We start from the raw sequence: 15,510 nt of genomic DNA, 5'->3' as shown, positions 1-15,510 counted from the left end.
TCATCATGCGTATTCTGGTTGTGGGTGCCGGCGCCCTGGGTGGTCTCGTGGGAGCGAGCCTTGCGGAGGCCGGCGAAGACACCGTGATGGTAGAGATCAACGCGGCCCGGGCCCGCCTGCTCGGTGAGACAGGACTGTTCATTTCGCGGGAAGGGGAAGCTGAGCGCTGCGTGAAGCTGAATGTCGTGACCACCGTGGAAGGGCTCGCACCCGTCGACCTGGTCTTCGTCTCGGTCAAGAGTTACCAGACCGAGGCCGCCGTTCGGGGCGTGATGCCTGTGATCGGAGCGACGACCCGCGTGCTCTCTCTGCAGAACGGCATCGGCAACACGGATACCATGGCGCGGATCATCGGGCCCGAGCGAGTTCTCTGCGGCATCACCTACCACAGTGTGCAGCACACCGGCCCCAACCGTTTGCGCTACCGCCCCGGGATCAAACCGATTCAGATCGCTCCCTACGATGGCCGCATCACCCCGGAGATCGAGGAAATCGGCGCCGTCTTCCGCCGCGCCGGGCTGGATACGGATGTGGTCGAAAACGTCGATCACGTCACCTGGCAGAAGCTGTTGCACAACGCCGTGGTCAATCCCGTTTCCGCTGTCACGGGGTTGAGCTGCCGCGAGATGCTGGCCGACGAGGACCTGATGGCCTTCATGCGTGACCTGTGCATGGAGATCATCGCCGTGATGCGGGCCCACGGAGTTCCCATCGTCGATGAGGAAGATCCCTTCCGGCCGGTGATCGGTTCGCTCAAAGCGCTTGGAAAGAACCGTCCGTCCATGTGGCAGGACCTGGCCCGGGGAGCGCGGACAGAGGTCGATGCGATCAACGGAGCGATCTACGAGGAGGCCTGCCGGCTCGGCCTGCCGGCGCCACACAACGGCGCCCTGGTGCGTTTCATTCATTCCCGAGAGCGCCAGAAGATCCTCCGGAGGCAGGAGATCACCAGGACTCTCGAGGAGACCAAGAAACGGCAGAAGGCTGAACCGATGCCGCGGATGCTGCCTACGGGGATGGCCATCGGCGGCGGCATGCCTTCGGGTCGGGTACCCCTCGAGACGGCGCCCAAGCTCAAGGAGATGGTGCGGGAGAGCTTCCGCAAGCTCCAGGAGGCGGCAGACGATCCTTCGCGCAAGATCGCCTGCTGCTCGGGTATGGGGCCGGTGGAAATCGTTCGGGCCCTGGGTTTCACCCCGTACTTTCCCGAAAACCACGCGGCGCTGATCGCCGCCAGCCGCCTTTCCGGGCGCTACATCCCCCGGGCCCTGGCGGAAGGTTTCTCGCAATTCGTCAATTCAGGGATGGCCTGCGACATCGGCGCCCTGCTGGCCGGGCACAGCCCGCTGGTTTCGGCCCACGGTATCGCGGGGCCGCCCCATCCCGACGTGGTGGTCTACAGCACCAACAATGGTCACAGCCTGATTCGCTGGTTCGAGTATTACGGCACGCGTTTCCAGGTTCCCGTCTTCGGTTTGCACCCACCCGCCGCCTTGGGGGAAGTGGGGCGGATCGAGGTGGACGCCGCCGGTCAGCAGATGATGCGCTTGACCGGGCGCCTCGAGGAAGTATCCGGCGAGAAGCTCGATATCGACCGGCTGGCGGAGATCGTGCAGTACTCCGCCCAGGCCTCGGCTCTGTGGGCCGAGATCCTCGGCCTGGCCCGCACCGTCCCCTCGCCTGTGACCGTCTTCGACCTGCTGATTCACCTGGGGCCGATGATCCTCATGCGGGGCACGCCGGAGGCCGTGGAGTACTACCGGATCCTCAAGGCGGAGATCGAACAGCGGGTGGCGGAGAAGATGGCCGCCGTGCCTGGCGAGCGCTTCCGCTTCTACTGGGAAGGTCCACCCATCTGGTGCGCTCTGCGGCCCCTGGCGCGACTCTTCCTCGAGACGCGGGTCGCGGTGGTGGCATCCAGTTTCTTCGGCAATTTCGACCTGGCGGGTCTCGACCCGGACAATCCCATCGAGAGCATGGCCCTGGCCTACACCAGCATCTTTCCCAATCGGTCGGACGCCTTCAAGAGTGAGCATCTGGCGGCCGAGTTCGAGGCCTACGGCGTCGACGCGGTGGTCTACCACGAAGATCGAACCTGCCCCGAGCACAGCAACGTGCGGCATGGGCTCGAGGTCCAGATGCGGAGAACGACGGGTCTGCCCTCGTTGATTCTCGAGGCCGACAGTCACGATCTGCGGCTGTTCTCCATGGATCGCCTCAACAGTCAGCTCAGGGATTTCATCGAGTCGCAGCAGGAAGTGGGAGGTGCCTGTTGAGCAACGTCGAAATCGCGGCCGGCATCGATGTCGGCACGGAATGCGTGAAGGTCGTCATCGTCGATGCCGCGGGGAAACCCGGGGGTCGGGCCGTGGTCCCGACTCGGGGCTACTTCGAGGCCTGCATCGAGGAGGCCCTGCGTGCGGCGCTCGATGACGCAGGGGTGACCCGGGAAGACGTGGACGCCACCTGCGCCACGGGCTTCGGCGCGGGCTGCGTGGGAGACGCGACCGCGACGATTTCCGAGACCGCCTGTCACGCCCGCGGGGCGTTCGAGCACAGGAGTCACGAGATGACCCTGATCGATCTCGGTGGGCGCGAACCCCGTGCGATCCACGTCGGTGCTCGAGGCAAACGCCTGGGGGCCCGCAGCGTGCGCAAGTGTGCGGTGGGTATCGGGACCTTCCTGATTTTCGCCGCCCGACACCTGGACATTCATCCCACCCGTATGCAAGAGCTGGCCGCGTCGGCGGACAAGCCCGCGCCGATCAGCAGTTACTGCTCCGTCTTCTCCGGTTCGGAGTTGCTCGAGCGCCTGCGGGACGGTTTTACCCGCGAAGAAGTGGCTCTCGGCTGCATGCATTCGATCGCCGAGCGGATCTTCGAACTCGGTGACCTGGAATCGCCGGTGGTGTTCACGGGGGGGGTGCCGGAGTACTTCCCGGGGGTGGCCCAAGGTCTTGAAGGTCTGTGTGGAACCAAGGTGGACGTTTCGCCGGCACCGATATTCACGGGAGCTCTCGGCGCCGCGCTTCTGGCCCTGGAAGGCAGGTAGCCGACCGGGGTTGCTCGAGGAGAAAAAGAGATGAGCGGGAAGAAGACGATGCAGGCCTGGATGATGATGGCCCAGGAAAAGCCTTTCGAGAAGCGGGAACGGCCCCTGGAAGAGCCCGGCGCCGGAGAGGTGGTGGTGGAGGTCGCCGGCTGCGGTGTCTGCCACACGGACCTGTCGTTTCTCTACCACGGGGTGCAGACCCGTGCCGAGCTGCCCCTGACCCTGGGACATGAGATCTCGGGCACCGTGGACGCGGCCGGCCCGGGGGTCGAGGGTCTGCCCGCCGGCGCACCGGTGGTGGTCCCGGCGGTGCTTTCCTGTGGGGAATGCGAGCTGTGCCGGGCGGGCCAGCGCCGCATCTGCCGCAAGCAGATCATGCCGGGCAACGACCGCCACGGTGGCTACGCCTCCCACGTCACCGTGCCTGCGCGTTATGTCTGCCCCGTGAGTGAAAAGGTGCTGTCCCGAGCGGAGCTGTGGCAGCTCGCCGTGGTTTCCGACGCCGTCACCACGCCCTTCCAGGCCGTGCGTCGCTCGGGGTTGGCCCGGGGTGACCTGGCGGTGTTCATCGGCGCCGGCGGCATCGGCATCCACGGCGTGCAGATCGCCGCGGCGGTGGGGGCGACGGTGATCGCCCTCGACGTGGACGCCGCCAAGCTGGAGACGGCCCGGCGGTCGGGCGCGGCGGCCGTGATCGACGTCAGCGGCCTGTCGGTCAAGGAAATCCGCAAGGCTGTGCGGGAGGAGGCGAAAAAACTCGGCGCTCCGGGTCACCTGTGGAAGATCTATGAGACCTCGGGAACCCGTCCCGGCCAGGAGACCGCCTTTAGTCTGCTCGGTTTCGGTGCCACCCTGGCCGTCGTGGGTTTCACCATGGCCCGTCTCGAACTGCGGCTGAGCAACCTGATGGCCTTCGATGCCACGGCTTTCGGCAACTGGGGCTGCGATCCGGAACTCTACCCCGAGGTTCTCGACTGGGTCGGCGAGGGGAAGATTCAGCTGGATCCCTTCGTCGAACGCCGCAGCCTCGACGAGATCAACGAAGTCTTTCGCGCAGCCCACGCCGGTGAGCTGACCCGCCGAGTGGTGCTGGTTCCCTGAAGGCGGATCCTTCGGCTCGCATGCGGTCGGGGGGAAAGGGCGAGTCCTTCTCCCCGCGGGATTTCACCTGCTCCCGGCGTGGAGACCAGATGAGGGCACTGCTTCATGCCCGCCTCCGTCCAGCGGTGACCGGGTTTCAGGGGCAGGGAGAGGCGGCGTCCAGGTCGCTGCGGTCGGCGCCGTAGGTGCCGGCGCCGCAGACATTGTGACCGCGGACCAGGTGATAGAAACCGTCGCCGGTCGCCGGTGTGCGGCCGTCGGAGGTCGAGGGCTCGGCCAGGTCCGCGTCGAGGCAGGTGGCGGCTGCGAAACCGCCGCTTCCCAGGAGATCTGTCACCCGGCCGGTGAGCACGTCGTAGACCGTTCCGCTGCCGGCGTCCGGGGCCTGGTCGTTCCAGTTCAGCATGGTGGGTTCGCCGCGCTGGAGGACCAAGCCGCTGGTCTCGTCCGGTAAGGCGAAGGCGGCGGGATCGGTCGGGGCGCAGTCGCAGGCGTCTCCGGCTCCGTCCGCGTCCTGATCGAGCTGGTCGGGATTGGGTGTTGTCGGGCAATTGTCCTGTTCGGGCCAGATGCCGTCACCGTCGGCGTCGACTTCGGAGAGTTCGAGAAAGACGATGCCCTGGCCCTGGAGGAAAGTCGTCAGGGTCAGCTTGCCGTCCACCACGGCATGTCGAGTCGACGGCCCGAGAGGGACCAGGGCGTCGGCGGCCAGGAGATCGGTCAACTCTTCGGGGCTGAAAACCCCTTCCGGGCCCCGTTGGGGCAGGGCCAGATAGGCCGAACGGATGCCGTGATCCCGGTCGAGGCGGTACTCGGTGACGTCGACCTCGCTGAAACGCAGGCCCGCAAGATTCAGCGTCACCGACCAGCCCAGGTCCTCGTACCCGCCGGGGTCGAGTCGGTCATGGGCGTAGAGCAGGATCCGGTCGCCGTGCTGCTCGACGCTGCGCCAGCCGGCGATGCGGGTGCCCGCGTCCTCGATCGCGCCGATATCGGCCAGCTCGTGGGACATCCACGCGGTCAACTCGACGAAGCGGAAGAAGGTGTTTCCCACGGCTTCCGCCGCGTCCTGGGTGCCGTCCCCGTCCTGATCCACCCGCATCACGGCGGCGATGGATGCCATGCCCTGGGCAAAGTTGTAGTTGAAGGGCCAGGTGGTGGGAGTGGCGCTTCCGGCTGCCCGGCGCGGGTCGGCCATCGCGTCGGCCAGCAGGCGCTCGAAGTAGTCGGCACCCCAGCTCGGGAAGAAGCCGCTGGCCGCCCAAATGGCTTCGGCGGCGGGGTCCGGGCGACCACGCCACTCGGGGCCCGTTTCGTGGGCGTGGACCCGGAAGCCGTCGAGATGATCGGGATCGATGGAGAGAGCCGTATCCCAGGCCTCGCGAATCAGCGCCGCGGCATCGTCCGCGTGGCGATAGGGGTGGATGGAGTAAAAGTCGAACGGGCAACCCTCGCCGCCATGCGTGGCGCAGAACCCATCGACGCGGGCCGAACGCAGCCCGTCGAAGCGGGGATCGGTGCAGACCAGGTTGCTCTCTTCACGCCCGGCCGGGTTGATCACGTACGGACTGCAGTGGTAGAGCACGTCGCGCAGGTACTTGCCCGCCGGCGCGTCCTCCACGCCGCCGATCAGGATCGAAGCGCTGTCGAAGCCGTGATCCTCGAAAGCGCGCAGAATGGCGTTGCTGGTCACGTCGTAGTAGCGGAAGAAGGCCTCGCGGTTCTCGCGCCAGAACTTGACCAGCGCGATCTCGTTGCCGATGGAGTATGTCCAGCGGGTCGTCTGCTCACCGTAGCGGGTGATCATGTGGTCGATCAGGGCGTAGATGAAACCGTCCCACTCGATGTAGTCCTTGGGTTCGTTGTGACAGGCTCCGCCGAAGGTGTTGGCGGGAAGCCCCGTCATACACAGGTCGATCGGCGTATCGTCGAGACGAACCACGGGATGCCGCCCGTGGGCGACATGCTGGTCCACCTCGTCATCCAGTCGCGTCCAGTAGTAGACCGGCGTGCCGGGAGTTTCGTACTTGCGCAGGGCGGCGAGCGGGTAGGTGAAGTGATCCGGCACGTCCGGTTCGTCCGCCGGGCCGGCATCCGGATTCCCCGGATTCCACTCCGTGAGCGGGGCGGCGAGCTTCTCGACCTCGATCACACCGGCCGCATCGTCGATGGCGAGGACGCGGCGCACCTCCGACTGGTCCACGTCACACACCAGCACCTGCTCGCCCACCTGGTAGTCCGCCGAAAGGGGCCGGCCGGGAGGTATGCCGTAGAGATCGCCCTCGACCAGGTCGGTGAGGGTCAGGCGTGTGCGATCGCCTCCGTCTTCGAAGGCGAGGATGCGCCTGGTCTGTCGCTCGCGCACCAGGTTGGGCACTCCGTCGAAGACGTTCTTGTAGTAGTCGCCGAGCCACATGGCGTCGCGCTGGTCGAGCATGAATTCCGGGGCTCCGGCACGGGCTTCGTCCATCAACCGGTAGACCGCTTCCTGTTCGTAGAGACGGCTGGTGTCGAAGTTCACCTTGCTGGCCCCCGCCCACCAGCGGCCGGTCCAGAACACCGTCGGCCCGGCCAGATCCAGGTCGAAGACGGCGGTGGCGCCGGTCAGGTCCCGTCGGGTCGAGAAGGTCCAGGTCGCGGTGGCGGGATCGATCGGGGTGCCCTGAAGCGTCTGGCCGCTGACCTCCACCGTGTAGAGAGTCTCCGGGCTCAGCCGCTGGTCGGGGATACTGTAGAAGCCGAAGACCCACTCACCATTGTCGAAGAAGTCGGGGAGCGAATAGCCGCTCCAGCCCGGCGCCCAGGCGAGGTTCGGACCGAAGACGGTCTGGGTCGCCCCGCCCTCGGGGGTGATCGTCAACACCACGGTGTCGCGATCGACGGCGTTGAACGGGTAGTTCCCCGAGGCCGGAAGCGCCAGCTCGAAGTAGATCGACGTGCCGCGGGTGATGTTCACGTCACCATCACACGGGCGAGGACGGGTCGCCGGCCGGATCGTACAGTCGTGGCGCACCCCCGGCGCGTCCGCGGCGGCGGCCACCGGCGCCGGGAACACGGCGCCGACGATGACGGCGATGAAGAGCGCCTTGGCGATTCGGCCCATGCCCGAAGATACTGCGAATGGCCGCGGTGTGGGACGCTTTGTGCCGCGGGTACCGGGAATGTCGGCCGTGGGTCGAGGATCCGGCCCCTTTCGGGTGGACGAGGGGAGCGAAGAAAAGGCCGATGGGCCCCGACCCTTGCCGCATGCTCCAGGTGCAAAGCGGGAGGGATGTCCCATGAGCGTCGTTCGCGTGCACCGAGCCCGCTCGTTTGACGTTTTGCCGGGACTCCCGGCATCGCCTGGGCCGATCTGCGCCCACGATGCCGGTGTGCCCCGGGGGGCGTGACCGCTGGGAGCACGGTGGCGGTGTCCTCGGGCCGCGATCGCGTACGAGACCGGCTCTTCGGCGTCCGGACCCTTTGCCCCTGGTCCTCCCTTCCGCGCCTTCCCCCGTTTCGCCCCGTCCGCCGCTCGCCGGCAGCCGGGTCCAGCGCCTAACGGGCTGTCGCGACGGGCGACCCGATGCCTCGCCGATCGAAGAGCAGCACCCCGAAAAAGGTCACCAGGCTGACGATCCAGGTGAAGTAGATCGGATGAGGCAGCAGGCGCCAGGAGGGTGGTGCGAGCTGCCAGGCGGCCAGGGCGATCATGGTGGTCGCCAGTGTCCAGCTCGCCGACGACCGGCGGCACAGTCGCGGGGCGAAGAGGGTCATCAGTACGATCAGCGTGTAGGCCGTCGCCAGGGTCAGTCCCACCATCAAGGTCTTGAGAATCCCCTCTACCGTCAGGGCCAGCACGAAGGTGGCCACGCTCAGGCCCAGGATCGTGGCGCGACAGACGAGCTGTTCCCTGCGGGGATCGAGGTCCGGGGCGACGAACCGCTTGACCAGGTCGTTGCAGACCAGGGTGGCGCTGCCCATCAGCAGGGCCGAGGCGGTGGAGACATCCGCGGCCCACAGCCCGGCGAGAATCAGGCCCGCGGCGAAAGGCGAGAGGTCGAGAACCACCCGGGGCAGGGCCTCGGCGGCGACGATCCCCGGGTGCAGCACAGCGGCGGAGATGCCGATCACCGCGGAGATGAATCCCACGGGCAAGATCAGCAGGCCGCCGATCAGGTAGGCCCGGGCCGCGGCCTTTTCGTCCTTGGCGGCGAAGCCGATCTGAATCACGGCCTGGGTCGAGTGGACCTGGGTGATCATCACGATGAACCACGCCGCCACCACCGCGGGTCCCACGGCCAGCAGGTCGAACCCGGGATGGGCCTCGGGCAGTCGAGCCGCAAGGCCTCCGAGTCCGCCCAGCTTGGCCAGCGTCAGTCCGGCGCCGAGCAGGATGCCGCCGTAGATCACCGCCACGTTGATCACGTTGGTCAGCCCGGCGGCCCAGAAACCTCCGATCAGGGTGATACCCACGAAGACCACCGCCGTGACCAGCATGCCGGCCCGCAGGGTGAAGAACTCCGGCATCAGGGAGGAGAGGATCGCTCCCCCGGCCACGTATTGCAGCGACGTGATCACGAGCTGCACCACCAACTGGCCGATCACGCCGAGAATCCGCGCGGTCGTGCCGTAGCTGCGCTCGAAAAGCTCGGGCAGGGTGGTGATTTCGATACGCCGGAAGCGGCGGGCCGCCACCAGGCCCATGACGAAGGCGCCGGCCGCCCACGCGGCGTTGAACCAGCCGGCCCCCAGGCCCTGGGTGTAGGCCCGCTCGGCGGTGCCGATGGTGGAAACCCCGCCCACGGCGAGCCCCGCGAGCAAAGCCGCGGCGACGCCGGACGGAAGGCCGCGGCCGGCGAGTAAGTAGCCCACCAGCCCCGAGCCGCTGCGCTGGCTGAGTCGACGGGCCCAGGCCGTCACCGCGAACAAGGCCACGATATAGAGGGCCACCACTCCCAGGGCGATGCCGTGCATGCCGGACGCGCTCTCAGCGCACCTTGAGTCGGACGTCCACCGCGGCCGGGGGGCGGCCGGCGGGGTAGGCGAAGACCGGGTTGAGGTCCATCTCGACGATGGAGGGGAAGTCGGCTACCAGCCGCGAGAAGCGCAGCAACAAGCCCTCGATGGCTGCGAGATCGACGCCGGCTTTTCCCCGGGCGCCTTCGAGCAGGGGCAGGCCCCGGATCGAACGCAGCACTTCGGAGGCTTCGGGCCGGCTCAGGGGTGCCACGGCGAAGGCCACGTCCCGCAGCACTTCGACGAAGATGCCGCCGAGTCCGAACATCACCAGCGAGCCGAGGCCCGGGGCCTCCACGGCGCCGAGAATCAGTTCTCTGCCCGCGGGAGCTTGCTGCTGGACGATGAAACGGGCGCCGCGTCCCGCGAAACGGTCCTGCATGGTGGCCAGGGCCTGCTCCACCGCCTGGCGGCTGTCCAGGCCGAGAGCGACGCCCCCTTCGTCGGACTTGTGGACCACGTCGGCGGCGTCCACTTTGAGCACACAGGGCAGGCCCACTTTCTTAAGGGCGGCGTCGATGTCGCCGGGACCGGCGAGCACCGCCAGGGGTGGCGTGGGGATCCCGTAGGCCTCGAGTACCGCGTAGGCCTGGCCCTGGGGCAGGTAGCCGCCGGAAGCGGTGGTGAGGATCTTCTCCACTGTGTCCCGGTCCACGTCGAGGGCGGGCGGCTCTTCCCGCGGCCGCTGTCGCAGATCGTTGCAGCGGGCCATGTCGGCCAAGGCCCGCACTCCGTCTTCGGGAAACTCGTAGACCGGCAACCCCGAGCCGCGCAGCTTGTCGATCAGGCCGGACCACTTGTCGGTGGTCTCCACCACCACCACCACGGGCTTGTCCGAGGCTGCCGCAGCCTCTTCGATGCGGGCGGCGATGCCGTCGAGGTCCACGAAGGGGGCGGTGACGAAGAAGACCATCACCATGTCCGTGTCTTTTTCCTTGAGCAGCGTGTCCACCGCGGCGAAGTAGTGGTCGGGTCCGGCGGTGGCCACCACGTCCACCGGGTTGCCGCAGCTGGCTTCGGCGTAGAGGTTCTCTTCGAGTCGCTTGCGGCCGGCCTCCGACCAGGTGGCCAGGGTCAGCCCCCGGCTGACGGCTTCGTCCACGGCCTGGATGCCCGGACCGCCGGTGTTGGTGATCAGGCCGATGCGCCGGCCGCGGGGCGGTTCCTGGGTCGACAGGGCGATGGCGGCCTTGATCATTTCGTCGCTATCGGTGAACTGAACCACTCCGGCCTTGCGGTACATCGCCTGGGCCAGGGCGGCCTGGTCGACGAGGCTGCCCGTGTGGGAAGAAACGGCGATCGATCCTTCCCGGGTGCGGCCCGCCTTGATCGCCAGGATCGGCTTGTGGGGCGTGATTCGGGCCGCTGCTTCGAGGAAGGCGCGGGGGTCCTTGAAGCTCTCGGTCTGCATCATGATCACCCGCGTGCCTTCGTCCCGGCCGTAGTACTCGAGAATTTCGGGCATGGTCAGGTCGCATTCGTTGCCATAGGAGCAGTAGAGGCGATGGCCGAGACCCACCTTGTGCAGGTGCAGCTTGAGCAACTCGCCCATACCGCCGCCCTGGGCGATGATCGAGATGTTTCCCGGCTTCATCGGCACGAACGTGAAGTTGGCGTAGACGGATACTTCGGGGTCGGAATTCTGAATCCCCTGGCAATTCGGGCCGTAGACCCGCATGCCGTAGTGGTGGGCGATTTCGACCATCTTCTTTTCGCGGGCCAGGCCCTCCTCGCCCACCTCCTTGAAGCCGGCGCTGTGCACGATGGCGAACTTCACTCCCTTCTTGCCGCACTCCTCCATCACCGCCGGAATATAGTCGGCCTTGATCGAGATATTGACCAGGTCGACCTGGTCGGGTACCTCGCTGATCGAGCGATAGGCCTTGATCGAGCGGATGTGTCCACCCTTGGGGTTGATCGGGAAGATCGGTCCCTTGAAGCCGTAGTCCACCAGGTTGCGGACGACGATGTGGCCGATGGAGTAGGGGTTGGCCGAGGCACCGATCACGGCGACGGCCCGGGGTCGAAAAAGTCCGTCTAACATCGTCAGGTCTCCGTCGCGGGCGTGGTGGGCGCCGATTGGCGTGCGGCGAGCAGGGCCGCGCCCAGCGCGCCGGTGAGCTGGGGGTGGGGTGGCACTGTCACTTCGCGCCCGACCCTCTCGGTGAGCAGGCGCACGATCATCGGGTTGTGGGCGACCACGCCCCCGGTGGCGACGATCTCGCCTTCGAGGGTGTCCATTTCGAGGACCCGGGTGATCACCGACTCGAAGGCTCCGCGGATGATCCCCTCCACCGGCTCTCCCTGGCGCAGGTGAGCGAGAATCTCCGTCTTGGCGAAAACCGTGCAGAAGGAGCCCAGCTTGACGGTGCGCTCCGCCTGTTCCGCGAGGGGGTCGAGTTGACTGACGTCGAGGCCGAGGCGCAGCGCGATCTCTTCGATGAAGGCGCCGGTGCCGGCCGCGCACTTGCGGTTCATCTTGAAGGAGCGACGTCGGCCCTGGTCGTCGAGGTGGATGATCTTGTTGTCCTGGCCGCCGATGTCGATGATCGTCATCGCCCGCCCGATCAGGGCGAAGCAGCCCGTGGCATGGCAGGTGATCTCGGTGCGATGGGCGTCGGCGAAAGGTACGTTCTGCCGGCCGTATCCAGTGGACACCGTCCGCACGATACGCTCGCGCTGGACACCGGCCTGCTCGAGAGCTTCGTCCAGGCAGGCCTCGGCGGTGGCGGCATAGTCCACTCCCGAGTGGCGCACCACCCGCGCCAGTGCTCGGCCCTCGTTCCCGGTCAGCACCAGCTTGGTGGCGCTGGCACCGATGTCGACGCCGCAGAAGACGGCCCCGGCCACGGGAGAGTTCACAGGGCGTTCTCCTCGATCTGCTCGATCAGCGCCTCGAACTGGGTCCTGGCCTGTTCTTCCGAGTACATGCGCAGGTCGTTGAGGTCGCCGTTGATCACCACATGGGGGACACCCAGCTTTTCCGTCAACCGTTGGTGCAGCCCGTAGCGGTTGTTGGAGTTGTTGGGGCAGGTCTTGGCGTCGTGGAAGATGATGCCGTCGATCGCATAGTCCTCGATCATCTGCTCGAGATACTTGAGCTTGTAGGCCTCGGAGCGGACGATGAAGATCTCGCTGTAGGCCCGGGCCATGCCGATGAACGGGTCCTTCTCGCCCAGGCCTTCGAAGATCCAGCTGTTGCAATAGGTCGAGGCCACCACGCAAGAACGCTGAGCGGCAAAGGTTTCGGCGTGGTCGCGCAGCTTGCCCCAGACGGGCATGCCCTCCCAGTAGAACCGGTGCGCCTCGTCTTCCACCGCGGCGACGCCGTTGGCGATGCGCTCTTCGAGCTCGGCGATCAGCGTCTCGTAGTACTGCTCGGCCCGTGGATCACCGCGCAGAACCACGGCCGGTCCCATGTGAATCGTTCCGTCGAAGAAGGTGATCGGCGAGGGACGGTGGGTTGCCAGGCGGAGGACAGTCTTCCACAACTGGGTGCATCGGTAGGAGGCGGCGACGGTCTCACGCAGCCGATCGATGTCGAACGCCCGGCCGGAGATCTCCTCGAGCCGCGGGATCAGCGCCCGGTGCTGGCCGGCCAGATTCCCGAGCAGGTCGCTGTCGATGGTGTCGAGGTTGCGGGGCGTATGAATGCCCAGCATCGGCGCCCCCGTCTCGCGATGATAGAAGGCGAACCAGTCCTGCACGTCTCGACACTGGTTGGTGTTGTAGACCAGGACGTCGGGGCGGGGTACCGATCGCATACCGAAGGCGCGGGTCAAGGGCGTGTTCTTGCGAAGATACGAACCCACATCACTGGTCAGGTAAGAGCAGATATCCGGCGAATATCCGAGGGCATTGGCCGCGGGAATCAGGTCCGTGGCGGCTCGGGAGGCACCGAGCAGAGCGCCGTGGTTCTCCGGGAAATAGACGAGAAAACCCATGCTGCGAAGCAGCTCGGCGGGCCCCACGCTCGTGCACCACGCGATTCTGGCCTGGTCGCTCAAGGAGCCGGCGTCGAGTTGCTGGAAGTACTCGGCCATGATCTCGCGCATCGCGGCGGTGGCACGAATCTTCTTGATGGCTGGCTTGTCGGCGTTCATGGGGAAACTCCTCGGCGGTCGATGGCGGGAGCGCGCCGCCCATGAGAAACCAGCGGCGGGAGTCGGGTCAAGGGGCTCGGGGTCTTCACCAGATGGCAGGACTCGAAAAGGGCATGCCCGGGTCGCCGAACGGCGGAGTATCATGGGCGCTCCATCCGGCTGTCACCGGCAAGAGTAACTCGGGCGTGAAGTCCGTAAGACCCCGTTGCGAGATCGAGGAAAAAATTCGACGGTAGCCGTGGCACGCCTTGGGTGATTGAGCACGAGGAGGACTGTGATGAAGGTTGCCGTGATCGGCTCGGGATCCATCGGACCCGACCTGGCCTACGGCTTCGTCTCCGCGCTGGCGGCGACCGACGGCCACCAGGTCTACCTGCACGACATTCGGCAAGAGGCTCTCGACGCCGGTGTCGAACGCATCCGGGGTTACGTCAAGAAAGGGCTGACTCGCGGCAAACTCAGTCCGCGTGTGGCGGCAGCCATCGAGAAGGCCCTGGTTCCGACCCTCGACATCGCTGACCTGGCGGAGTGCGACTACGTGCTCGAGGCGGCCACCGAAGAGCTGGGTACCAAGCAGGCGATTGTCGACAGTCTGGAGGCGGTGGTCGGCCCGGACTGCCTGGTGGGTTTCGCCACCTCCGGTATTCCGCGCGCCCGTATCGTGGCCAACGCAAGGCATCCCGAGCGCTGTTTCGTCAATCATCCATTCTTTCCGGCCTGGCGTTCGCTTCCGATGGAGGTGGTGCTCTCGGGTGATGCCGCCTTCGAGCGGCGCATGTTGGACATGCTTCGCCGGCTGGGCAAGGTGCCCGTGGTCACCGCCGACGTTCCCTGCTTTGCGGCCGACGACATTTTTTGCAACTACTGCGCCGAGGCCGCCCGCATCGTGGTCGAAGGCGTGGCCACGCCGGCCCAGGTGGACAAGATCGTCAACGATGCCATCGGTGGCGGTGGACCCTTCCTGGTGATGGACCTGACCCGGGGCAACCTGCTCAACGTCAAATGCCTGAAATTGATGCAGGAGGGCCCTCCAGGGGGTGAGTGGTTCGCGCCACCCGAGATCTTCACCACCCAGGGCAACCGTCCCTGGCACGATCCCAAGGATCCCGGTGACCCCTCCCACGACGAAGCGCTGGCCCGTACGGTGCTCGATCGTATGCTCGCCGTGCTTCTGGCTCGTACCTTCTACGTGGCCGACAACGAGATCTGCTCGCGCCGCGAGCTGAACTGGATGACCCGCACGGCCCTGGGTTTTGCCAAGGGCCTGCTCGACCTGGCCGAAGACCTGGGGCCGCAGAAGGTCGCCGAGATCTGCGAGAGCTACGCCGCGGCCCATCCCGGCTTCGAGGTGCCGCCGAGTATCCGCGAGCGCAGCTTCCCCGCCTTCCGCCGCAACGTGGAGGTCTCCCGCCGGGGTGACGTGGCGGTGGTTTCCATCGAGCGCCCGGAGGTGAAGAACGCCCTCGACCACCAGACCATGGAGGAACTCGACGCGGTCTTCGCCGAACTCGAGCAGGATGACGGCGTCCGAGGGGTCGTGCTGACCAGTTTCGACGGTTCCCTGGCCGGTGCCGACATCATGGAACTCGCGGCCCTCGAGACGCCGGAGGAGGCCGCGGCGAAGTGCCGCCACGGCCACGGCGTGCTGGCCCGCATCGCCGCGATGAGCACGCCGGTCGTCGCCGCGGTCGACGGGCCCGTGCTCGGTGGCGGCTCGGAACTGTCGATGGCCTGCCACGGTCGCGTGGTCGGTCCGTCGCTCGTGCTCGGTCAGCCCGAGGTGAACCTCGGGATCATCCCCGGTTACGGCGGCACCCAGCGTCTGCCGCGGCTGGTGGGCTTCGAGCGCGGCGTGCAGATGCTCCGTTCGGCGCGCAGCATCGGTGCCGACAAGGCCCGCGCCTGGGGTTGGGCTGCCGGGGTCGAGGGAGCCACCGTGGTGGATGCCGCGATGACCCTGATTCGCGACCACCTCGAGGGCAGGGTGAAGCTGGAGCCCGTGGATCCCGCGCCCATGGAAGTGCCCGCCGCGTTTCCCGTCGTGGAGATAGGCCACCGCTCCCTGGCCATCGACGCGATCCTCTGCGACGTGATCCGGCGGGGCCTGGCCAGGCCCCTGGACGAGGGTCTCGAGGTCGAGGCCGAGGGCTTCGCCCGTTGCAGGAAGACCGTCGACTACGACATCGGCATGACCAATTTCATCCAGAACGGTCCCCGGGTGCCGGCGACCTTCCTCCACGAGTAGGAGAGGCAACG

At 66.8% G+C, this 15,510-nt stretch carries 9 protein-coding genes; 4 read left to right on the top strand and 5 right to left on the bottom strand.

Features of this window, described 5'->3' with window-relative positions; all coding sequences use genetic code 11:
* Window positions 1-5 precede the first annotated feature (5 nt).
* The 3 genes from Q9Q40_09000 to had are packed head-to-tail and all read left to right on the top strand — an operon-like array spanning window position 6 to window position 4,153.
* Complete coding sequence (locus Q9Q40_09000) at window positions 6-2,276, top strand: 2-dehydropantoate 2-reductase (GenBank protein MDQ7007358.1); 2,271 nt, start codon at window positions 6-8, stop codon at window positions 2,274-2,276.
* Entirely contained in the window at window positions 2,273-3,052 is a 780-nt protein-coding gene (locus Q9Q40_08995; protein ID MDQ7007357.1) for an acyl-CoA dehydratase activase, read from the top strand. The genes Q9Q40_09000 and Q9Q40_08995 overlap by 4 nt, the downstream gene beginning before the upstream one ends.
* A gap of 30 nt (window positions 3,053-3,082) precedes the next feature.
* Window positions 3,083-4,153 (top strand): 6-hydroxycyclohex-1-ene-1-carbonyl-CoA dehydrogenase, encoded by a 1,071-nt coding sequence (gene had / locus Q9Q40_08990; GenBank protein MDQ7007356.1) that lies wholly within the window; start codon window positions 3,083-3,085, stop codon window positions 4,151-4,153.
* Between the two features lie 136 nt (window positions 4,154-4,289).
* Here the strand turns inward: had and Q9Q40_08985 are convergent, their stop codons facing one another.
* The 5 genes from Q9Q40_08985 to Q9Q40_08965 all read right to left on the bottom strand — a co-directional run bounded on the left by Q9Q40_08985 (window position 4,290) and on the right by Q9Q40_08965 (window position 13,254).
* The gene (locus tag Q9Q40_08985; protein MDQ7007355.1) at window positions 4,290-7,256 is read right to left on the bottom strand and encodes a hypothetical protein; all 2,967 of its coding nucleotides are present in this window, start codon (window positions 7,254-7,256) and stop codon (window positions 4,290-4,292) included.
* Between the two features lie 434 nt (window positions 7,257-7,690).
* Window positions 7,691-9,109: a sodium:solute symporter family protein gene (locus tag Q9Q40_08980; protein ID MDQ7007354.1), complete on the bottom strand. Its 1,419-nt coding sequence runs from the start codon at window positions 9,107-9,109 to the stop codon at window positions 7,691-7,693.
* Window positions 9,110-9,122: 13 nt separating this feature from the next.
* Window positions 9,123-11,195 carry an acetate--CoA ligase family protein gene (locus tag Q9Q40_08975; GenBank protein MDQ7007353.1) on the bottom strand — a complete coding sequence of 691 codons (2,073 nt, stop codon included), beginning with the start codon at window positions 11,193-11,195 and terminating at the stop codon, window positions 9,123-9,125.
* Window positions 11,196-11,197: 2 nt separating this feature from the next.
* Complete coding sequence (locus Q9Q40_08970; protein MDQ7007352.1) at window positions 11,198-12,013, bottom strand: acyl-CoA dehydratase activase; 816 nt, start codon at window positions 12,011-12,013, stop codon at window positions 11,198-11,200.
* Complete coding sequence (locus Q9Q40_08965) at window positions 12,010-13,254, bottom strand: 2-hydroxyacyl-CoA dehydratase family protein (protein MDQ7007351.1); 1,245 nt, start codon at window positions 13,252-13,254, stop codon at window positions 12,010-12,012. Before Q9Q40_08965 ends, Q9Q40_08970 begins: the two co-directional genes overlap by 4 nt.
* A 277-nt stretch (window positions 13,255-13,531) precedes the next feature.
* On the opposite strand from Q9Q40_08965, the gene Q9Q40_08960 reads away from it, so the two are divergent.
* Complete coding sequence (locus Q9Q40_08960; GenBank protein ID MDQ7007350.1) at window positions 13,532-15,499, top strand: enoyl-CoA hydratase-related protein; 1,968 nt, start codon at window positions 13,532-13,534, stop codon at window positions 15,497-15,499.
* Window positions 15,500-15,510 lie beyond the last annotated feature (11 nt).

The sequence above is a fragment of the Acidobacteriota bacterium genome, from assembly GCA_030949985.1.
In the GTDB taxonomy this organism is placed as follows: domain Bacteria; phylum Acidobacteriota; class Polarisedimenticolia; order J045; family J045; genus JALTMS01.
This window is presented reverse-complemented; position numbering and strand designations above follow the sequence as displayed.